This window comes from Psychrobacter sp. S4(2024), assembly GCF_036861305.1.
Taxonomy (GTDB): Bacteria; Pseudomonadota; Gammaproteobacteria; order Pseudomonadales; family Moraxellaceae; genus Psychrobacter; species Psychrobacter cryohalolentis.
The window spans coordinates 518,467-541,167 of the sequence record NZ_JAZAQR010000001.1 but is presented as its reverse complement, the minus strand read 5'-3'; the positions used below and the strand labels follow the sequence as shown (position 1 = coordinate 541,167).

The 22,701-nt window shown below is 43.7% G+C and carries 17 protein-coding genes; 5 read left to right on the top strand and 12 right to left on the bottom strand.

Going from position 1 to position 22,701, the window contains the following annotated elements:
* Positions 1–140: 140 nt before the first annotated feature.
* From VLA57_RS02290 to VLA57_RS02275, 4 genes are all read right to left on the bottom strand, one after another.
* A complete protein-coding gene (locus tag VLA57_RS02290) occupies positions 141–1,928 on the bottom strand; it encodes an efflux transporter outer membrane subunit (RefSeq protein ID WP_133104400.1) in 1,788 nt (595 codons plus the stop codon).
* Positions 1,925–5,227, bottom strand: coding sequence for an efflux RND transporter permease subunit (locus VLA57_RS02285; RefSeq protein WP_133104401.1), 3,303 nt, complete (start codon positions 5,225–5,227; stop codon positions 1,925–1,927). The genes VLA57_RS02290 and VLA57_RS02285 overlap by 4 nt, the downstream gene beginning before the upstream one ends.
* A gap of 35 nt (positions 5,228–5,262) precedes the next feature.
* On the bottom strand, positions 5,263–6,609 hold the full coding sequence (locus tag VLA57_RS02280; RefSeq protein ID WP_020443844.1) for an efflux RND transporter periplasmic adaptor subunit: 1,347 nt from the start codon (positions 6,607–6,609) through the stop codon (positions 5,263–5,265).
* Positions 6,610–7,155: 546 nt separating this feature from the next.
* Positions 7,156–8,085, bottom strand: a complete 930-nt coding sequence (locus VLA57_RS02275) for a polyprenyl synthetase family protein (protein ID WP_333954469.1) — start codon at positions 8,083–8,085, stop codon at positions 7,156–7,158.
* A gap of 701 nt (positions 8,086–8,786) precedes the next feature.
* On the opposite strand from VLA57_RS02275, the gene rplU reads away from it, so the two are divergent.
* The 3 genes from rplU to lolA all read left to right on the top strand — a co-directional run bounded on the left by rplU (position 8,787) and on the right by lolA (position 10,512).
* The gene (gene rplU, locus VLA57_RS02270) at positions 8,787–9,098 is read left to right on the top strand and encodes a 50S ribosomal protein L21 (RefSeq protein ID WP_011280837.1); all 312 of its coding nucleotides are present in this window, start codon (positions 8,787–8,789) and stop codon (positions 9,096–9,098) included.
* Positions 9,099–9,192: 94 nt separating this feature from the next.
* Positions 9,193–9,450 (top strand): 50S ribosomal protein L27, encoded by a 258-nt coding sequence (rpmA, locus tag VLA57_RS02265; RefSeq protein WP_010199200.1) that lies wholly within the window; start codon positions 9,193–9,195, stop codon positions 9,448–9,450.
* A 360-nt stretch (positions 9,451–9,810) separates the two neighbouring features.
* Positions 9,811–10,512, top strand: a complete 702-nt coding sequence (gene lolA, locus VLA57_RS02260; RefSeq protein WP_133104403.1) for an outer membrane lipoprotein chaperone LolA — start codon at positions 9,811–9,813, stop codon at positions 10,510–10,512.
* 108 nt (positions 10,513–10,620) lie between these two features.
* On the opposite strand, the gene scpB is transcribed toward lolA, so the two are convergent.
* The 8 genes from scpB to mrdA form a co-directional block, all read right to left on the bottom strand.
* Positions 10,621–11,181 (bottom strand): SMC-Scp complex subunit ScpB, encoded by a 561-nt coding sequence (gene scpB, locus VLA57_RS02255; RefSeq protein ID WP_133104404.1) that lies wholly within the window; start codon positions 11,179–11,181, stop codon positions 10,621–10,623.
* 57 nt (positions 11,182–11,238) lie between these two features.
* Positions 11,239–12,105, bottom strand: coding sequence for a segregation and condensation protein A (locus tag VLA57_RS02250; protein ID WP_133104405.1), 867 nt, complete (start codon positions 12,103–12,105; stop codon positions 11,239–11,241).
* A 32-nt stretch (positions 12,106–12,137) separates the two neighbouring features.
* Positions 12,138–13,226, bottom strand: a complete 1,089-nt coding sequence (locus VLA57_RS02245) for a tryptophan--tRNA ligase (RefSeq protein ID WP_133104406.1) — start codon at positions 13,224–13,226, stop codon at positions 12,138–12,140.
* 125 nt (positions 13,227–13,351) lie between these two features.
* Positions 13,352–14,443 (bottom strand): LpxL/LpxP family acyltransferase, encoded by a 1,092-nt coding sequence (locus VLA57_RS02240; RefSeq protein WP_133104407.1) that lies wholly within the window; start codon positions 14,441–14,443, stop codon positions 13,352–13,354.
* A 264-nt stretch (positions 14,444–14,707) separates the two neighbouring features.
* On the bottom strand, positions 14,708–15,094 hold the full coding sequence (rpsI, locus tag VLA57_RS02235; RefSeq protein WP_011514071.1) for a 30S ribosomal protein S9: 387 nt from the start codon (positions 15,092–15,094) through the stop codon (positions 14,708–14,710).
* Positions 15,095–15,104: 10 nt separating this feature from the next.
* Entirely contained in the window at positions 15,105–15,533 is a 429-nt protein-coding gene (rplM, locus tag VLA57_RS02230; protein WP_010199223.1) for a 50S ribosomal protein L13, read from the bottom strand.
* A gap of 211 nt (positions 15,534–15,744) precedes the next feature.
* Positions 15,745–16,431 carry a 16S rRNA (guanine(966)-N(2))-methyltransferase RsmD gene (gene rsmD, locus VLA57_RS02225; RefSeq protein ID WP_133104408.1) on the bottom strand — a complete coding sequence of 229 codons (687 nt, stop codon included), beginning with the start codon at positions 16,429–16,431 and terminating at the stop codon, positions 15,745–15,747.
* A gap of 36 nt (positions 16,432–16,467) precedes the next feature.
* The gene (gene mrdA / locus VLA57_RS02220; protein WP_201531199.1) at positions 16,468–18,456 is read right to left on the bottom strand and encodes a penicillin-binding protein 2; all 1,989 of its coding nucleotides are present in this window, start codon (positions 18,454–18,456) and stop codon (positions 16,468–16,470) included.
* 625 nt (positions 18,457–19,081) lie between these two features.
* Between mrdA and VLA57_RS02215 the strand changes: the two genes are divergently transcribed.
* Complete coding sequence (locus VLA57_RS02215) at positions 19,082–20,416, top strand: hypothetical protein (protein WP_133104410.1); 1,335 nt, start codon at positions 19,082–19,084, stop codon at positions 20,414–20,416.
* 239 nt (positions 20,417–20,655) lie between these two features.
* Positions 20,656–22,701 carry a heme lyase CcmF/NrfE family subunit gene (locus VLA57_RS02210; RefSeq protein ID WP_133104411.1) on the top strand — a complete coding sequence of 682 codons (2,046 nt, stop codon included), beginning with the start codon at positions 20,656–20,658 and terminating at the stop codon, positions 22,699–22,701.

Here is a 22,701-nt window from a genome sequence, read left to right as displayed (position 1 = left end):
CCAGCTATGAAAAGCAAAAGCACTATCAAAAGCAAAAAGCCCTGCCGACTTACTATAATGAGTCGGTAGGGCTGATTGTAGTTATCGACTATCAACGTGATAAAAGTACGTCACGCGTTTAGGGCTTTATAAAGAAAGATTTACGGCTCAATAATCTGCGTGACTGGTACTTGCTCGACACTGTTCTCTTTAAGCATAGTCTCTTCGGTGATTACACCGATAGCGGCATCAGTCTTGCCATCGTTATTGACATCGACTACAGCCGTTGGCTTAAAGGTCGATTTTTCTACTGGCTGTGCCTGTTTAATAGCGAGGGCTTCTTGAGCCGAAACCACACGCGCAGAACTTGCCGCATCGATAGCATCAGTAGCTTTTGCCTTGTTGCTATTGGTAGCTGCATTGACTACTTGTACCAGATTTCTATGTTGCGGTACAGGAATCACGGTTGGTACATCTAGATTGGCACCGCCACCCAACACTTGATAAAGCTCAACTTGACTGATGATTTTCTGTAGCTCTAAATCCAAAATGCCTTGTTGCGTTGAAAATAACGAACGCTGAGCATCAAGAACGTCTAAATAGTTTGAGATACCTGCTTTAAATCGCGCATCAGCAATCTGATACGTTTGCTCAAAGTTGTCTTGCAAACGATACTGCGCCTCTAACTGCTCGCCCAAAGTTGCACGGGTGGCTAGTACATCTGACACTTCACGGAAAGCGGTTTGAATTGAGCGCTCATAGCCTGCAAGGGTCTGCTTACGCTCGATTTGTGCCACATCATAATTGGCATCTAAACGACCAGCATCAAAGATAGGCACACTAACGCTTGGACCGAATGACCAGCCGACAGAACCACTTTTGAATAGGTCATTTAAGCTGCCGCTGCTTAAACCAACATTACTGGCTAAGCTGATAGAAGGGTAGTAAGACGCACGCGCCACTTCGATATTCGCACCAGCTGCTTTCAGATTATATTCTGCTTGCAACACATCAGGACGATAGCGTAGCAGCTCACTTGGCAAGCCAGCACTAAATACTTGCTGACTTGTGATATTACTGACCGCAGGCGTTGGAATCAGATTGGTTGGAATCGGTCCACCAACCAAGAACTGCAATGCATTACGTGATTTTAAAATACTGCTTTGGGCACGTAAAACGGCAAGTCGGGCATTCTCAAGTGAGGCACTAGATTGTAAAGAGGGCAGCTTAGGATCAATACCAGCTTCAAAGCGTTTGCTAGCAATAAATAGCGATTTCTCACGGCTCTCTACAGTCGCCTCTGCCAGTTGTAGCTGCGCCAAGCTATAGCTCAAATTGGCATAGCTTTGAGCAATGTTACTAATCAGACTGATCTGGGTCGCGTCTTTTGCCGCTGTCGTTGATAAAAAGTTCTGCAACGCTTGATCTTTTAAGCTGGCAATTTTACCCCAAAAGTCGAGCTCATAATTGGTAAGACCAAGGTTAACGTTATAGTTATCGCCTGTTTGTCCGCGTTGACGCGCGCGTGAATAGCCAGCATTACCATCAATGCGAGGTAGATCATTGATATCAGTAATTTGATATTGTGCACGGGCTTTTTCAATCGCTAAACGAGCACTTTCAAAGTCTTTATTGTTCTCTAAACCTAGAGCAATCAGACCCTTTAAACGCTCATCGCTGTAAAAGTTCTGCCAGCGTTGACTAGCAAGACTGGCTTGCTCAGCGCTACTAACGGTCTCTTTATCAAACGCGCCATAGGTTTGTTCGATCGGAATATTAGGCACCGCCAATATAGGACGTGTATCAGCCTTTGGAATGGTATTACAAGCCGCCATGCTGAATGCCAAAGCCGTTAAGCCAAGCAAACGACCGCTATTTTGGCGAACGCGGGCAGTCAAAGAGACTGCCTTAGTTGCTGAGTTGGGGGTAACAAAATAACTTAAACTCATTGTGTATTATCTCCAAAGCTTGCAGGCTGAGCTCTCTTAGAGAGCGTCATGTTTTGCATATCGTCGTCAACGTGTATGATCGGTGGCTCATTATACTCTGTTGGTCCAACTGGACTGTCTGGATTGTTCGGATTAGAGCCGCCAGGCGTACTCCCACCATTATTTGGCTTATTGTTGTCATACTTGTGAGGGAACACACTGCGTATCCAGATGTAGAACATCGGGATAAAGAAGATGCCTAAGAGGGTCGCCGTTACGACGCCGCCAACCACACTGGTACCAATGGCATTTTGACTGCCTGAACCTGGACCGCTCGCCAAGAATAATGGCACAACACCTAGACCAAAGGCAAGCGAGGTCATGATAATGGGGCGCAGACGTTGGCGTGCTGCTGTCATGACTGCCTCTTTTAGACTATAGCCTTCCTCTTGATGCTCTTTAGCAAACTCGATAATCAAGATGGCGTTTTTGGCCGATAGACCAACCACCGTCAATAGACCTACTTGCAGGTAAATATCGTTGGCGAAACCTCGTAACCACGTAAATATGACTGCCCCTAATACCCCAAGTGGAATGACCAGTAGGACAGAGAAGGGGATAGACCAGCTTTCATACAAAGCGGCCAAACATAAGAATACCACTAAGATTGAAAGCGCGTAGAGCATCGGTGCTTGCGCGCCTGACTTTTGCTCTTCTAGTGACATACCCGTCCACTCGTAACCGACACCCTCAGGTAGCTTTTCGATCATCGCTTCCATCGAGCTCATCGCTTCACCAGTACTTAGACCGGGCGCAGCACTACCTTGGATGTTCATAGACGGTAAGCTGTTGTAGCGAGTCAAACGTGGTGAGCCTGATTGCCATTCACTGGTCGAAAAAGCATTAAATGAGATCATATCGCCCATTTCATTTCGTACGTACCATTTACCAATATCATCCGGATTGGTGCGGCTACTCGCTTCACCTTGAACAAAGACGCGTTTAATACGGCCACGATCAATGAAGTCATTCACGTAGCTTGAGCCCCAAGCGGTGGAGATAACGCTATTGATATTACCTAGTGACAAGCCATAAGCGGCGGCTTGCTCTTGGTTGATATTCACCTTAAGCTGCGGTGAATCTTCCTGACCGTTAGGGCGTACACCAGCGACTTGATCGTTTTGCGCTGCCATGCCTAGCAGCATGTTTCGTGCTTCAAGTAGCCCGTCGTGACCAAGGTTACCATTATCTTGAATCATTAAATCAAAACCACTGGCGTTACCAAGTTCGGTAATGGCTGGCGGTACAATCGCAAAAACTTGCGCTTCATTTAATTGGGTAAAGAAGTAACCCATTGCTCGACCAGCAACAGCCTGAGCGGTGTTCTCATCACCGGAACGCGATTCCCAATCTGACAAGCGAACGAATGCCAGTCCCATATTTTGCCCTTGACCTGCAAAGCTGAAGCCTGCAATGGTAAAGACGGAGGCGATATTATCAGCTTCTTGTGTGGTGTAGTAGTTACTCACTTTATCGAGCACTTCTTGTGTTTCATCTAACGTCGAACCGGCAGGAAGCTGAACCAAGGTAAACATAATACCTTGATCTTCTTCTGGTAAAAATGAGCCGGGAATACGTAAGAATACCACCACCATGACGCCAATAATGGCCGCATAACCAATCAAATATAACCATTTGAAGCGAAAGCTTTTACCGACAAAGCCTTCGTATGAATGACTAAGCTTAAAGAATGAGCGGTTAAACCAGCCAAAGAAGCCTTTTTGCTTTTCTTCGTTGCCTTTTTCATGGCTCTTGCCACGTTTTAATAAGGTCACGCATAGCGCAGGGGTGAAAACAAGGGCGACAATGGCTGATAACACCATAGCAGTAATCAAAGTAATGGAGAACTGACGGTAAATTACGCCCGTTGAACCACCGAAGAAGGCCATCGGTACAAATACTGCTGATAGAATCAAAGCAATACCGATAACAATCTTACTAATCTCACCCATCGATTGAATAGTCGCGTCTTTAATAGAAATATGAGGATCTTCTTCTAAGATACGTTCAACGTTCTCTACCACAACGATCGCATCATCGACCAATAGACCGATGGATAGTACCATCGCAAACATGGTCAGCACGTTGATACTAAAGCCCGCTACATAAAGCACTGCGAACGTGCCCAGTAAAACGACAGGTACGGCAAGCGTTGGAATAATAGTTGCACGCCAGTTCTGTAAGAAAATGAACATGACGATAAATACCAACACAATCGCCTCAATGAGGGTCATGACGACTTGTTCGATAGACAAGCGTACGAATGGCGTGGTGTCATAAGGAACGACTGAGACTAGACCAATTGGGAAGTTTTTTTCTAGCTCCGCCATACGTGCGCCAACGGCTTCACGAGTCTCAAGCGCGTTAGCACCACCTGCGAGTGAAATACCCAAAGCGGCAGCTTCTTGACCGTTATATAGCGATACTACACTATAGTCTGCACTACCGATTTCGACATCTGCCACATCGCCTAAGCGTACTTGGGCGCCTGAGGTATCTGTTTTTAACAGAATATTTTGGAATTCTTCAGGTGTTTGTAGATAGCTTTGCACGGTGACGGTGGCATTGATAACCTGTTGATCGGTATCAGCAGGTGCTTGACCTAGCTGACCAGCAGATACTTGCGCGTTCTGCGCTCGTATTGCATTGACGACATCAGACGGTACCATGTTATAGCTGCGTAGGCGTGAAGGGTCAAGCCATACACGCATCGCATAGGTAGAACCGAAGACTTGAACTTCCCCCACACCCTCTACACGACTGATCGAATCGACGACATTGGAATTAATGTAATCGGCAATATCCGCTCGATCCATAGTGCCATCTTCAGAAATAAATGCTTGCACCATCAAAAAACTGCTAGACGATTTATTGACGTTGACGCCCTGACGCTGAACAGACTCAGGCAAGGAGCTCATCGCTGCTTGCAGTTTATTCTGTACTTGTACTTGTGCGGTATCAGAATCAGTACCATTCTCAAAGGTAAGCGTCACTGAGGCGCTACCATTTGACGAGCTCGATGACGACATATACATCAGACCATCAAGACCCTTCATACGTTGTTCAATGATCTGTATGACTGAGTTCTCGACAGTTTGTGCGTTAGCACCAGGATAGCTGGCACTGACTGAGATGGTCGGTGGTGCAATACGTGGATACTGCTCGATTGGTAGGTTAATAACCGATATTATCCCGATAAGCATGACTAAAATAGCCATCACCCATGCAAAAATAGGGCGATCAATAAAAAAACGTGACATAGTAAATCCCTAAGTCTTCCTAGCTTTGAATGGAATTATTTGGCGGCTGATTGTGCAGCTTGCTGCGGTGTTTTGGCAGCAGCCTCTTTTGCAGCAGGCGCAGGGTTTGGATTTTCTAATGGCTTCGCAATAACCTCTTGTTCAGGCTTCACTTTTGCGCCGCCGATAATCACGACTTTGTCGCCAGCTTGAAGACCGTCAGTGACTACCCATTGTCCTTGATAAGTACCATTAATCGTGACCGGACGAACTTGGATTTTGTTGTTTTCATCGACGATATAGACTTGCGTTTCACTCTTAGGTGTACGTGTGACTGCGCTTTGCGGAATTAATGCCGCATTGGTAATGACGCTTTGGGTTAAGCGCGCAGTGACATACATACCGGGTAATAAGATATTGCTGTTATTTGGGAAGATGGCACGTAAGGTCACTGCCCCTGTTGATTCATCGACTTTCGCCTCTGACAATGCCAACTCGCCACGTACAGGATAGGTTGAACCATCCTCTAACACCAATTCAACTGAGTTCATGCCAGTTTTTGCTTTGCCTGCAGAGATCTGCTGACGCAATTTAAGCAGCTCAGAGGATGATTGACTGATATCGACATAGATAGGATCTAGGCGTGAGATAGTCACTAAAGGAGTAGGTTGACCTGAGCTAACCAATGTACCGGCAGTGACGCTCGAGCGATCTGTACGACCTGAGATAGGCGCACGTACGATAGTACGATTGAGATCTAAAGTGCTCGCTTGCAAGCCAGCCTTCGCCGTTTGGATACCTGCTTTTGCGCTTTCAATACCGGCTTGTGATTGACCGATAGCAGCATTGGCGCTTTGGACAGCTGCTTGTGCAGTACGCACAGCGGTTTGTGCTTGATCGTATTGCTGCTTTGAGATGGCATCAATAGCCACCAAACCTTGCAGACGTTGCAAATCATTTTGTGCTTGTGATAATGACGCTTGACGGCTGGCCAAATCCGCTTTTGCATTGGCATTATTAGCCAATGCCGTCTGATAGTTGGCTTCTGCTTGGGCTATTGCTGCCTGACCACTGGTAATAGACGTCGCATAGTTATCCGTATTGATGCGATATAAAGGTTGACCTTTTTTGACGTTGCTGCCCTCACGGAACAACACTTCGTCGATAATGCCATTCACCTGTGGGCGGACATCAGCGGTTTGATAAGCCGCTGTACGTCCAGCAAAAGTCTGTACTTGTGGTACGGTATCAAAAGTAACAGTCTGAACGTTGACGACGGAGGGCGGCATTTGTTGCTGTGCCGCCGCCGCGTCGCCAGCGGCATCCTCTTTTTTGTCACAGCCAACCAGTACAGCTCCAGATAGTACAGTTGCTATTACAAGCGCAAGATAAGAGTGCTTCATCAATGTCCTCGGCAATATAAATATCATATAATAATAAATAGTGACAGTATAAAAAGTTTATGGATACATCTTAACGTAGAAAATATAAAAAACTATTAGGCATTTATCGTTATCACAGTACATTGAATGCTCAATAACCGGATAAGTAAATTTAATAAGAGATTATAAACTATAGGGTATACCCCACAGTCAAGGCGAAAAAAACCGTTTCTGGCGGCTATAATTGCCGTTTATAGTAATAAAAGATTAGAACCTATTGAAAACACAAGCATTACGCTAAAAATGAAGGGCAAAATTTACATTGGCTATTCAGTGATAACATTGTTAAATTTTGTTTATTTAAAAAATATAGAAGTGCATTATTAATAAAGGGAGACACATAAGAAGCAATATTTAGTCTGTTCAGAAAAACATTGCTATAGCAATAATTAAGTAAAATTTAGCAATAAAAACATTTAACTGCTTATATCAATATAAGCAGTATCGATTTGAGTCTTATCAATGTAGTAGCAATATAAATAATAACTAAGCGTTGTTATTTGATAGTTATAATAAGCGAGCGCTGGCAAGTTCAGTCAACTGGTATAGGCCCTGACGATAGCGATTATCCGGCAAACTGCTGAGTGCTTGTTGGGCAAGCTTGGTTTCTTCTAAAGCCCGCTGTTTACAGTAATCTAGTGAGCCTGAATGGCGTACTAAGTCGATTAACTGTTCTGCATTGGGTGTTTTGCCCGTTTGGACGGCGATACGCAGCTGCTCATAGCCTTCTTTGTTGCTATCTTTGAGTAGTTCGAGTGCTTTAATAGTAGGTAGAGTAGGTTTGCCTTCAGCTAGATCATCGCCGAGATTTTTACCCATCAGCGCACTATCGCCACTGTAATCAAGCACGTCATCGACAATTTGAAAAGCATTGCCAAAGTGCTGACCAAAATCAGCCAATGCTTGCAAATGCTGCGTTTGACCTTGCAAAATCGCAGCGCCTTGAGTTGCCATCATAAATAACCGTGAAGTCTTACCATCGATGATATTGAGGTAATCTTGCTCAGTTGCTTCAGGATTATGCTGATGCTGCAGTTGTAATACTTCACCTTCAGCAATATCACAAGTACCGTCTGAAAACACTTGCAATAGTTGCAAGCTTTGAAAGCCCACTAACAAATTAAAAGCACGAGCAATCAAATAATCGCCGACCAAGACAGCTGTCGCATTATCCCAAGTGGCATTGGCAGTAGGCTTACCACGGCGCTGTCCTGATTCATCAATAACATCATCATGTACCAAAGTTGCCGTATGCAGCATCTCAGTAATCGCTGCCAAATGCATGGCTTGCTTCGATGGCTCATCATTAAGCATTCGCGCGCATAACAAGGTAATTAATGGGCGCATACGTTTGCCGCCTGCATTAATCACGTGCTGTGAGACATTCATCACCAGCTTAACTTTGGAATTAAGGCTGCCAAATACTTGTTTGTCCATAATATCGAAATCATCAGCCACAATACTCTGGATGTCAGCATAGGTTGGTGTAGACGATAGATTGACTGATGGCGCGGTAGACAATGGCGCAGCGGTTTTAGATAAAGGAGTACAAGTCATAATAGATAATCATACCAATAAAAATAAAGAATATTTTAATAGCGATACTTTTAATAGTGATACTTAGCAAAGCCAGCGTTTTATGCATGATAGCATAGCTGTCTAGTGATATTGTTGATTTAAGTATAGCAAAATGCGATACGGCGCTTGAGGTTCAGGCGAATATTACAGCGTTTATTATGGTGAAAATCAGCAAATCACTGGTAAGTAGCTATTAGCAGCTAAGTGATCTAAACAAAGATGACTAATGAATAGATACTTATTACATGTCTATTTACAAAAAACTGTAAGTATCTGATTAGATAAGCTATAATAGCCGCTGTTGGATTTTAACCACTATCTCTGCGTGTTATTAGGCGGTCTATATTAATAGCGATATACATTGCGCTGATTAATCAATGACATTGTGTCTGATACGAGTATAGATTTTTGGTATCACCACCATACAAAAACAAGAGGTGCGGCTTGCTTTTATCAGCAAAAAGCCGTAAAATCTTGCCTTTAATTTTTCCCTGTCGTGTTCGTCGTCGAAGTGTTGGTATGATATCAGCCACGGCACACGGGTTAAACGGAGTCATACAATGTACGCAGTAATCAAAACTGGTGGTAAACAGCACCGTGTAGTCGTTAATGAATTGCTTAAAGTTGAATTACTTAAAGCAGAAACAGGCGAAACAATCAAATTTGAAGATGTGTTGATGATTGTTGATGGTGAAACTGTCAAGATCGGTCAGCCTATCGTTGAAGGCGCTAGTGTTGAAGTTGAAGTGGTTGAGCATGGTCGCGGCGAAAAAATCCGTATCGTCAAGCACAACCGTCGTAAGCATTATCACAAAGAGCAAGGTCACCGCCAATGGTACACCTTGTTAAAAATCAAAGCGATTAATGCTTAATTAACGATTGTCAGTTTATTGATGATTAATAACGCACTAAAAGCTTAAGAGTTGTCGCATTAGCGATAAGTCACATTAACAAGGAGATTTTCTCATGGCACATAAAAAAGCTGCCGGTTCAAGCCGTAACGGTCGTGATTCAAACCCAAAAATGCTAGGCGTAAAAATCTTTGGCGGTCAAGCCATCGTCGCTGGTAACATCATCGTTCGTCAACGTGGTACAGAATTCCACGCCGGCGAAGGTGTTGGCATGGGTCGTGACCATACTTTATTTGCACTAAATGACGGTGTGGTAAAGTTTGCGACCAAAGGTAAATTTAACCGTCGTTATGTGATGGTTGAAAGCGCCTAGTTGCCCATCTAGATTATTTTATCTTTTAGATAAAATAATTTGATGACTAAAAAAGCCCTTATTACCGTTTGGTAGTAGGGGTTTTTTATGCTTATAAGCTTATGTTAACCACTGATTAAAACGGTTAAAACTACAATAAAGGCTATTTATTACTTTGTAACTGTTGTATTTACAAGCCTGTATGCCAGCAGTAGTAATGATTGCAAATCATGACTAGGCGCGTAATAAAAAAACTGGCACACTGTCCTCATTGTTTTATCACACCGGTTTTGTACTCGTATGATGAACATTTACCGAAAACAAAAATTTGATAAAACGTTTTATTTTTATGCTATTTTGCATTTTTAGAGAGGATTTATAATGACTTTACTGACTAATCAATCGACTAAACAGACAACAACGCTAAAACAAAAGATGATGGGCGGAGCATTGGCAGGCGTCTTAATGACTACGCTTGGCGTCGCAGCGCCTATGATGGCGATAACGCAATCGGCGACAGCAGCGCCAGCTGACAATATAACGGCAGCTAAGCGCTTAAATAAGCTTTTGACCAATACTAAGAGCATGACGGCCAACTTTAGCCAGACGACTAAGGGCGCTAATAGCGGTACGTTCAGTGGTACCATGAGCGTACAACGTCCAAATAATTTCCGTTGGGAAACCAAATCTCCATCAGAGCAGCTGATTGTGGCAAATGGTAGCTCGATGTGGGTTTATGATAAGGACTTGGAGCAAGCTACTAAACAAAATGTAGACAGCCAAGTGGGTAATACGCCAGCGCTATTACTATCAGGTGATCCAAGTAAAATCGATAAGAACTTTAAAATCACCCAGCCGTATGCCAATAAAAACTACTATGTGCTGTATCCAAAGTCAGATAGTGCTAGCTTTAAAAGCTTGTCAATGAGCTTTAGCGGTGGCAAGCCTGTGATGATGGTGTTAAATGATAGCTTAGGACAGACTACCTCTATTAAGTTTAGCGGTATCAAAATGAACCCAAGCATTAGCAGCAGTCAGTTTAAGTTTACGCCGCCAAAAGGTGTTGATATTATCAATCAGTAGAAGTGATCAGCATTTTATTTATTAAACTAGCTGATTAGAATCATAAAAAAAGACATACCTAATAGGTGTGTCCTTTTTTATTGAGCAAGAGTATTTTATCGGATTTATTTAAGAGGATGCTCTGATACTGTCTATCTCTGGCATGGGCGGTAGCTCATCTAAATGGCTCAGTCCAAAAGCATCTAAGAATTGAGACGTAGTATGCAGTAATGCCGGACGACCCAAAGTATCTTTGTAACCATTTTCTTCAATCCAGCCTTTATCAAACAATTGACGCAATATGTTGCTCGATAGCGTCACGCCGCGCACATGTTCTATATCGCTACGTGTCACCGGTTGCTTGTAAGCAATCACGCTCAAAGTCTCTAGCAAGGCTTGGCTGAGACGTTCTTGACGCTGGGGAAAGACACTCTGTATTAATGCACTATGGCTATCAGCGATTTGTAAGCGATAACCACTGGCAGTATGATGCAAACTTAATACGCCAAGATTTAAGCGTTGCTTTAGCAGTTCTAGTGCCTGCTCTAACTTATTAGTCGTTAAGAATAAGTGTTTTTTTAAGTGATTAGTAGTTAATGGTGCTTCTGAAGCATGAAGTAAAACTTCAATCTGTTTACTTATGTCTTCAATAGATAGGAGGTGGTCTTTAGGGTCGTCTATATCTGCCATTTCAATATAATCTTCTTCAGTTTAATGATTTTAGACTTACTATAAAGCCAGTTAGGATTATGCTAACCATTCTAACGTCAATTTTCCGAGTAAATCGCTATGAGTCGGCAGGCTGATATCAGCGTTATTTGCTATGTTAACACGACCGTCCGTACTATTAGCAACCACACCAATCAGTTGGCGCTTGATTAATTCAAGCACCGCGACAAAGCTGACAACCACACCTATTTTTCCTTGTGTTTTATCTAATAGTTCATAAAAAGAGCGCGCGCCGTCCATACTCAGTTGGCGACTGATACTAGCGATACGATCAGCAAGTGGCACAGCATCGACCTTGATGCTATGCATCTGATAGTCGGGTTGCAGCTGCATCTTAAACAAGCTATCAATCAATAGAGTAGGTGAATAGCTTGGCAGCTCAGCATTCATAATGTCTTGGCTTGGCATACTGACCATCGCCAGAAACACATCGCGCTCTAGTCGGATTAAATTGTCTAAACGTTGACTGGCAGCTTTGACTTGGGCATATTCTTCAAGACGCTCAATCAGCTCAGCTTTTGGATCGCGCTCATCACTAGGTGTTTCTGGTTTAGGAAGTAACAACTCAGTCTTGATCGCAATCAAGGTTGATGCCATTAGTAGATAGTCACCGGCCAACTCAAAATGATTGGTGTCCAATTCACTGATATAAGCCAAATACTGCTCTGTAATCGGTAATATCGGCATTCGTGTCAAATCGACGTTGTTTTTCTTAACCAAATACAATAAGAAATCCAATGGCCCTGCAAACTGCTCAAGCCAAATAGCAAACGCTTGTGGCGGCACATACAGATCTTCTGGCAAATGCTGTACAGGCGTCTGATAGATACGCAGAGACATATCATGAATCTCTGCGCTAGACTCAATTAATCGCTTACTTTGCATGATAGCAATCTATGGTCATCATAAATAATAATTTATTTAAGTTTGGCAAGTGGACGGATACCAATAGCGCGGCGGGTCTTATCCAGTTGCTTACGACTATGACGGCGGGCTTTTTCTGCACCCATCTGTAGGATTTCTTCTAGCTCTTTTGGATTTGCCATCAGTTCCTCATAACGTGCACGGAATGGGGCAACTTCATCATTGATTTTATCAAACAACGCTTGTTTGGCATCGCCCCAGCCAATACCAGCGGCAAACTGCGCACGCATATCGGCAATCTCAGTAGGCGTTGCAAAGGCTTTATAAATCTCGAAAATAGCAGAGTCATCAGGGTCTTTTGGCTCAGCAGGCAACTGCGAGTTGGTGACGATCTTCATGATGGCTTTATGCATCTGCTTTTCAGCGCTAACTTGTGGATTTAGCTCACCAAATAGCGGAATGGTATTGCCATAGCTCTTACTCATCTTACGACCATCAAGACCTGTAAGTAGTGGGATATCATCATCTACAACAGCAGACGGTAGCGTAAACAGTGGCTTATAGCGATGATTAAAAGTACCAGCAATATCACGAGCCATCTCGATATGCTGAATTTGATCACGACCAACAGGCACATGCGTAGCATTGAACATCAAGATATCGGCGGCCATCAGTACCGGATAGCCGAACAGCCCCATGTTAACACCTTGATCGGGATCAACATCTTCCTTTTCCATATTGATATCGACTGACGCTTTATAAGCGTGCGCACGATTCATCAGACCTTTTGCACATGAGCAGTTCAATATCCACGCAAGTTCTGGGATTTCAGGCACATCTGATTGACGATAAAAAGTCACGCGCTCAGGGTCAAGACCGCAGGCAATCCAAGTTGCTGCAATGGCTTTGGTCGATTCATGGATAATATCAGGGTCATAACAACCAATAATACCGTGATAATCTGCTAAAAAGAAAAATGCTTCATCATCACTGTTTTGGATAGACTGAATCGCTGGACGAATCGCGCCAATGTAATTACCCAGATGTAGGGTGCCAGTCGGTTTGATACCAGTAAGGATACGTTTGGCTGCTGCTGAGCTATTAATAGTAGGTTGGCCGTCAGAAATCTGATTATTACTCATGGGAAATCCGTTATTTATTGATCAAATTATTATAAATTTATGATTATTTATCTGCTGATAATAGCAAAAAATATTAGCTGTAAATTATAGCAAATTTTGCCAGTGATTTTCGTTGGAATAAAAGCTTACTTATAGATATCTCTACGACCTTCGGGACCATTTTTAAAACGGCGATGGAACCACATCCACTGAGTGGGATCAATACGAATCAAGCCCTCTAGTACTTCATTAACGCGAGTCGCGTCAGCCACTTCGTTATCACTTGGATAGTTCTCTAGCTCTGGCGTAATTGTTAGATGATAATGGGGGCGTTTGCCACGTGGCAAATTATCTGGCGTCTGTCGATAAGTATGCAGCGCCATTACGGCTGGTGGATGCACTTTATTGCCTAAGGTTGCCAATCGCCGCGTTGCCGTCAGAGTTGCTGCTGGTACGCCAAAGAATGGCGCCATGACCCCTTGTTTTAGACCATAATCTTGATCCGGTGAATACCAAATCACACGACCCTTTTTAAGAGAGCTAACAAGGCTACGCATATCACGGTTGGAGATTTGTTTACTCAGAATACTTGTGCGCCCATTATAAATAAACCAATCAAGCAATGCGTTATTTTGCGGACGATACATACCATCCATTGGGAAGAACTGGGTACAGAGCATACCGCCTAGATCAAGCATCGTATAATGGGCACCCAATAAGATGACCGCGCGACCCTCATTTTGTGCATTAACAAGATGCTGTAACCCTGAGATAGATACTGTACGGGTAAAAACATTCGGACGGAACCAAGCGCATAAGGTTTCAAATACGCCAATGCCTTGATTGACAAAGACTTGTTTTGCCATGAGCTCACGTTCCACTTCTGGCTTTTCTGGAAATGCCAGTTTGAGGTTAATTAAGGTATCACGGCGGCGTGAGCCTACGACACTATAGATCAAAATACCAAGCTTGCGACCGAGCCAAAATTGCCACCGTAGCGGTAGATAAATCAGCGGCAAAAAAATAGCAAATAATAGCCAAATACCCCAATATTTAGGCATTAAAAACTGCCATTCAAAAGGTTTCTTTTCTGCTTGATCGGTCTGCTTATGCGTTTGGGTAATCGTCGGTGTGCCAACAGGTAGAGCCGGAGACTTAGCAGGCGGCTGTATACTTGGTGGCGGCATGCTGCTCTTTGAGGCAGATTTGCTAGGATCGTATTGTTCAGGCGCTTTCATAAGACTGTTACTAGTAATGAAAAGTTATGATTATGATGGGGTAGTAAGCGAGACTTTGCAAGGTGATTTATCCTTTGTTAAGACAGATTTATAGGCAAGATAGTTATATATGAAAATCGTTTTTTATAAAAGTATCAAGCATAAAAAAACCTTATAAGCTGCGGACAGCTTATAAGGTTTTGCAAATCTATTCTTATATTTAATGCTGCAGCTGTTGCTCTGAGATAAAGACAACAGTTGCAGAAATATAAGAGATAGCTTTGATTAACGTTTTGAGAATTGTGGACGTTTACGTGCTTTACGTAGACCCAATTTCTTACGTTCAACTTGACGTGAATCACGAGTAACAAAGCCAGCTGCTTTTAGAGCAGGTTTGTTAGATTCGTCAAGCTCAATCAATGCACGCGTGATGCCGTGACGGATTGCGCCAGCTTGACCACTAATACCGCCGCCTTTTACAGTGATGTAAAGGTCATAAGCAGTAGGTGTGTCAAGTAATTCTAAAGGCTGACGAACAACCATGCGCGACGTTTCGCGACTGAAATACTCATCAAGTGGTTTGCCGTTAACAACGATGCTACCAGTACCTTTCGCTAAAAAGACACGAGCGGTAGAAGTTTTGCGGCGACCAGTTCCGTAATTGCGTTCCATAAGTATATCCTTAGATGTCTAGTGCTTTAGGTTGCTGTGCTTCATGTGGATGTTCAGTACCCGCATATAGTTTCAGCTTCTTGATCATCGCATAGCCAAGAGGACCTTTTGGAAGCATACCCTTAACCGCTTTGTGTAGAACATCTTCAGGCTTATGTGCAAGCAGTTTACTGAAGTTGGTTTCTTTAATACCACCTGGGTAGCCACTGTGACGATAGTACTTTTTATCTTGCGCTTTTTTACCCGTTACCGTGATTTTGTCAGCGTTGATGACAACAATAAAGTCACCAGTGTCAACGTGCGGCGTAAAAGATGGCTTATGCTTGCCACGTAAGCGAGTAGCGATTTGAGTGGCTAAGCGACCAAGGGTTTTGCCGTCAGCATCTACGACATACCAGTCATGGGTCACTTCAGCTGGTTTTGCACTAAGTGTTTTCATGATAAAACCTTAAAATTAGAATTCGTTGAGAGTTTAGCTGGGAACGGGGCTCTCAAAAAACAGACTGCACATTATAAGCAGTAGCGCCTACGCTTGCAAGCTGCATTGGGGTTTATTTTCGCCTTATATACATTAAACTGCAGCGTTGGCCAGTTTTTTAGCGGTTTTAAACATTTATAAATTTTATTAACAGAATTCATTAACCGGACAATTATGACGATAATAGGCGATAAAGTCCAGCAACAACTTGTCCAACTTTGGTCTGTTTCAGACAATCAAAATACAATGTTTGTGATTCATCGTTTTTTTGCAGCGCTAGCGTGGTATTAAAAACCGTTGCCAGTTGGCTCAATTGCTCATCTAAATCTTTATCCGCTTCTAGGTAGATAAGCGTGTCTGTATTGATTAGATCTTGGGTAAACAAAGTGGTCAAAATAGATTGCCATAAATCCTTAGCATAAGGTGGATCTATAAAAACAATATCAAAGGGACGCGTTACAAGCTGCTTTTGTTGTAGAACTTGTTCGGCTGTACCCTGAATGATTTTATGGCTGTCACTATCAAGACGTAACATCTCGGCACTTTGGCGTAGCATTTGAGTTTGGGCGGCATTCATTTCAATAAAAATACAATGAGCAGCACCGCGCGATAAGGCTTCAAAACCTAAGACGCCGCTACCGGCGCAGCTATCGAGCACTTGAGCGTCATGAATATCAGAAATCAGCCAATTGAATAAGGTCTCACGTAGCCGGTCTGGGGTCGGACGTAATCCTTCTGCATCAATAAAACGTACGATACGGCGTTTAAACTGACCACCGATAATACGTACATCACCAGCTGCAGTAGATTTGGTTTTTTGGTTTTTATTGGGCTTACGCGCGCTTGAAGATTTTTTCATAAAATTAGCTTAGTTATCTACTCTATACTGAATATGTTAGTCAGAAGTCGCTGTCGTTGTAGCGGTTTGAGCCTGTTCTTTTGCGGCTTCTAGTGCTTTGTCTTCTTTTTCACGTATCGCATCACGCATGGCTTTCTCAAATGCTTTTTGCCGTTTAATAACCTTTAGCTGATCAGCAGTGGGCGGCAAAATAGGATTGGTGTCGCGCTGTAATACCCAATAATCAAACAAGGCTCGCCCAATAGGCGCAGCAACGACACTACCACCACCGCCGTTTTCGACCAATACCGCTAGGGCGATTTGTGGATCCTCTACTGGCGCAAAGCCATTAAACCAAGCGTGATCCCAGTGGCGCTTATCCAGCGCGGATTTGTTATAGCTTTTACCCTGAGCAATGGATTTTACTTGCGCGGTGCCCGTTTTACCGGCGATACGATAGCGCGGTGTGTATATACCGCGTCCAGTACCGGCCTTGACCGTTTGCTCCATAGCATCATGCATACGCAGCCAATCAGAGGGTTTGCCATTATAATCAATCTTGCCATCCGGTTTGGTGATGACATCGACTGCTGCCGCACCGTCGCTACTCTTTAAGAGATGCGGAGTAATATGAAGACCTTTACTCGCTGTCATGGCCGTTGCATTGGCAATCTGTAGTGGCGTCGCTAGGAAATAGCCTTGACCAATACTGACAGAGATGGTCTCACCCGGTAACCAACCCTTATCGTACGTGTCTTTTTTCCACTTTGGTGAAGGCATAATTCCAGATTTTTCATTGGGCAAGTCAATGCCAGTTTCTTCGCCGAAGCCAAAACGTACCATCCAGTCATGTAAGCGCTGAATACCCATTTCATACGCCAATTTATAATAATAAGTATCGACTGACATCACGATGGATTTTTTGAGATCGACAGTGCCATGACCACCTTTTTTCCAATCACGAAAACGGTGTGAGTCACCCGGTAAGCTAAAGTAACCTGGGTCGTAGATAGTGGTTTCCCAGTTACGTAGACCATAATGAATACCGCCTAGGGCTTCAAAGGGCTTGATGGTTGAACCCGGTGGATAAGTACCTTGTAGGGCACGATTATAAAGTGGCTGATCCAAATCTTCACGCAGATCATCATAGTCTTTAAATGAGATGCCGGAGATGAAGGGGTTTGGGTCATAACTTGGATTACTGACAAAGGCTAGTACATCGCCGGTTTTGGGGTCTATTGCCACAATGGCACCGCGCCTGCCATCAAGCTGCTGCTGCGCCACAACCTGCAACCCATAATCTAAACTTAAGGTGATGTCGTTACCGGCGATTGGTGGCTTAGTATCGAGTTGACGCAGCACATTGCCGTGTGCGTTGGTTTCTACTGACTGATAACCGGGTTGCCCAAGTAAAATATCTTCGTAATAATCTTCGATCCCAATCTTACCGATAAGGTCGGTACCGGCATAGCGATCTTTATTGATTCTCTTCGATTCTTTGTCGTTAATACGTCCGACATAGCCAATAACGTGGGCAAAAAGTTCGTCATACGGGTATGAGCGTGTGAGCTTACTTTGGATGCTAACACCGCGAAAAAAGGGTTTGCGTTCACTAAACTGCGCCAACTGCGCCTCGGTTAAGTCAATCTTGATGGTTACCGGATCATTTTTACTTTTACTCACACGCGCCAAAATATCGGTGATATTTTCATCCGTCAAATCAAAGATGGGCGCGAGTAATCGTAAGGTACGCTCAGGGTTTTCGACTTCATCAGGGCTGAGCATAGCGGTGAAAACCGGCTGATTGTCAGCGAGGATAACGCCATTGCGATCATAAATATAACCACGACTTGGTGGGGCAGAAATCAATTTGATGCGATTGTTGTCTGCTTGGGTCGTATATTTATCGTGAGCAAAAACTTGCAGAAATCCATAACGTACTATTAGCCCTAACAAGCCCACAAATATGATTAATCCAAGAATAAGAATGCGACTGGTAAAAATGCGATTGACCTGTTCGGTATCAGGAGTGAGCGGTTTGTTCATATAAAGTCAGTACCCAAACAGTCAGTGAGACAATAAATCAAAAAGTTATCAAAGGAGGTATTTATGAAGTAGCAGTCGACCATGTCAAATATCATGTAGACAAAGCGAGGTGAGCATAAAGGATAAGCTAAGGACTTTCAACAACATAGCGTGATATAAGAAGCATTCAATATCTGAAATATTATCATAATAGATCTACAAACATCTCGCAAACGACAACGGCAAATTATAACAGATCAAAAGCGATGACGCAGTAGACAGTCATTTATTTTATCGCTGTTATAAAAGGTGGCATCATTATGTATACGACTGTGGTTGGTGACTCATTTCACAACGGATCTAATCACCGAGTAAATTCGAAAGAAGTAGTTATTAAATCGGTTACTGGTCATACGCCAGTAGATTATTTTAAGGATTTTTTGTGCCACAGTAGCAGTGTAAAACGTGTCATCTCTAGTCACAACTTGCCTAGGGTCTACATGTGCTAATGGATGGCAAGTATGCTAAAATCAGGCGATTTATTTTGTAGTAGTTATTGGGGAGAGGGCTTCTTATTGCTAAGCATTGTTAATGTGCTCAGAATATTTGGTCAACATCGATCATCACGGCAAGGATACATAAAGTCATGGATGTAACTTCATTGTGGCAAACAATCGCTGAGCACCCTGAGTTTTTTGCCATGCTTACCATTCCGCCGGTGACAGCATTTGTGACATGGATTCATGTCTGGATGGCGCTCAAGATGTTGTTTTATCCGATTAAGTTTCGCGGTATACGCATCCCTAATTTCCCATTCTTTGGGCTGCCGGGTATTGGCTGGCAAGGTATTGTGCCAAGAAAAGCGGGTAAGATATCTGGCGTGATTGTTGATCAGACGCTATCTAAGCTTGGCTCGCTTGATGAGTTTTTTCAGGCTATGGAACCAGATCAGATGGCGCTGTTCATCACTGAGGCGGTTGATAAAAACCTTGAAAACTTGATTGATGAAATTATGCTTGATCATTCGCCAGCACTGTGGGGCAATTTGCCTTATGCACTCAAGCGCCGTGTCTATGCCCAAGCGCACCAAGAGCTGCCAAGTATTATGCAATCTTTGGTGACTGACTTGACCTATCATGTCGAAGATTTGGTCGATATGCGCAAGATGATTGTCAATAAGATGGAAAGTGATCGTCGTTTGATGGTCAATATGTTCTTAAAAGTCGGACAAAAAGAAATCAATTTTATTTGGCATATTAGTGCTTTGATTGGGCTGATTTTTGGCATTATCCAAATGTTTATATTCTTGGTAGTGCCGCAACATTGGACAGTACCGTTTTTTGCGGCAATTTGGGGCTTTTTGACCAATTGGATTGCGATTTGGATGGTATTTAATCCTGTAGAGCCGCATTTTATCCGTTATGTGAAGTTTTTTGCGCTACAGAGCGGTTTTCCTTTTATTAAGCCACAATTACCGCATATCGCTCGATATCGACTCCAAGGCGGCTTTATGAAGCGCCAAGAAGAGGTATCTGAAGTATTTGCTGAGATTGTGGTCAAAGATTTGGTGACGCTTGAGAACATCATGAATGAGATGATGTATGGTGACCGCGCTATTGAGACGCGTGAATTGATGAAGTCGCATCTGTATAAAGTCTTAGAGTCACCAGTGATTAATACGACTTTACGATTAGGACTGGGTCGCCGCGAGTTTGGGCAATTAAAAAATACCATCATTGATAAATCTATCGTTGCAACGATGGTGCCACTAAGGGACCCTGAGCTCAATGAAAGTCGTGCCAGTAAGATATTTGGACTGTTTCGTGATCGCATCCGAGCGCTGACGCCTGATGAATTCCAAAACTTATTACGTCCTGCCTTTCGTGAAGATGAGATGACGCTAATTGTGCTTGGCGGCTTAACGGGATTTTTGGCAGGTTGGCTACATCTGGTATTGGTGTTTTTCCCATCCATGCAGTGATGAGCACTTTTTAGGTTCTTTACACACATCGCATACAGAGTGGATACAGAAACGTGACAAGTTGACGCTAATGTACCATGTTGTAAGCGTCCTAAGCTGCAATGGCTTAGGGCGCTATCTAGATAATAACAATCGCTTAAACTACAAGCAGTAACAAGTACTGGATACTTTCGATTATCCTGCAATACCAATCCCTAAAATAAACAATGACCGTATTAAGGTAAACAAGGTTAGACCGTATGTTAATCACAGAATTGGGTTATTTTGCCGTGCTAGCCGCCTTTATGTTGGCGATTTTGCAGGTAGTATTACCAACGATAGGCGTTATGCGTGACCATGTTGCTTGGCAGCGTTTGGCACCGAGCTTGGCATGGGCGCAGTTTGCCGCCATGATTACCTCGTTTGGCGCATTGATGGCAGGCTTTTATTTTAATGACTTTAGCCTTGTCTATGTGTCGCAGCACTCGAATACCTTGCTGCCTTGGTATTATAAGTTATCAGCGACGTGGGGCGGGCATGAAGGCTCGCTGCTACTATGGATGACTATCATGGCAACGTGGTGTGCCTTGGTCTCATACTTTAGTCGTGGTTTGCCATTGTCGATGCGGGCGCGTGTATTGGTGATATTAGCTGCTGTACAGATGATGATGCTGGCCATGCTCATCTTTACCTCGTCACCGTTTGACCGCACTTTGCCAAACTTGCCCGTGGATGGTGCTGATTTAAATCCTGTCTTACAGGATTTTGGTTTAATTATCCATCCGCCGATGCTGTATATGGGCTATGTCGGTATGGTAGTGCCGTTTGCTTTTTGTATGGCAGCACTGTGGGAAGGTCGCTTAGATGCGGTATGGACACGTTGGTCACGTCCATGGGCATTGGCTGCTTGGGGCTTTTTAACTATTGGTATTGCACTGGGTTCTTGGTGGGCGTATTACGAGCTTGGTTGGGGTGGTTGGTGGTTTTGGGATCCAGTAGAAAACGCTTCGCTATTGCCTTGGTTGGCAGGTTTAGCATTATTACATTCGCTTGCAGTCACTGAAAAGCGCGGTGTCTTTAAAGCGTGGACGATTATGCTGGCCATTTTTGCTTTTGCCTTAAGCTTACTCGGGACATTCTTAGTTCGCTCTGGGGTTATTACCTCAGTGCATTCATTTGCCGCTGATCCCACACGTGGTTTAGTGATTTTAGCGATTCTTGGCATTATTGTGGGCGGTGGTCTCTTGATGTTCGCTGTACGTGGCTGGCGTCTCACGATTGAAAGTCAATATCAGCTGATTTCACGTGAGTCGTTTTTAGTCATTAACAACGTCATCATTTTGATTGCGACCTTAGTCGTATTACTTGGTACGCTCTATCCTATCATTGCCGATGCCTTTAATTTAGGTCAGGTATCCGTAGGTCCTCCGTACTTTAATGCACTGTTTGTGCCACTGACTTGGCTATTGATGATAGCAATGGGTATGGGCTCCAATATCCGCTGGAAACAAGACAGTCGCCCGCTCTTAGGCGCTGGCATGGTCATTGCGGCAAGTAGCCTTGTTTTAGCTGCAGTCATTGCCTATTTTGTTAGCCCATCTGCCATGCTCAATATTGGCGTGACGCTAGCGGTGAGCTTTTGGGTATTGTTCTGGATGGTGGTTGATTTTAAAGACAAAACCAAAAACGCCCCAAGCTTATTCAAGGGCTTAGCTAAGCTCCGTTTAAGCTACTGGGGTCAGCAGACCGCTCACATCGGCGTTATTATAGCGGTCATCGGTGTGGCCTTTACCAGTACTTTAAGTATTGAGCGCGATGTGGCATTAAGAATTGGCGAAACGGTTAATGTACAAGGTTATGACTTTGCATTAACCGATTTAAGAGAGACGAGAGGCAGTAACTTTGACGCAACGCAAGCTGAGGTCACAGTCACTAGGAAGGGCAAGGCAGTAACGATACTTCATCCTGAAAAACGGACTTATATCATTAGTACGATGCCGACGACTGAGGCGGCAATTAATGCCAACCTCATGCGTGATTTGTATGTCGCACTCGGTGAGCCTATCGCTGAGGGCAGCAATCAATGGGCAGTACGTATTTACGTGAAGCCACTGATTCGCTGGATATGGCTCGGCGCTATTATTATGGCATTGGGTGGTCTGTTGAGTATGCTTGATAGGCGCTATCGTCTCAAAACAATTAAGACGCCCGCTCAAATTGCAGCGAGCAAGTCAGGTTTCGCGACCGTTGCTGACTTAGATGGCAACAATGCGACAGATGCCACGGCAACAATAGGGGAGAAATAA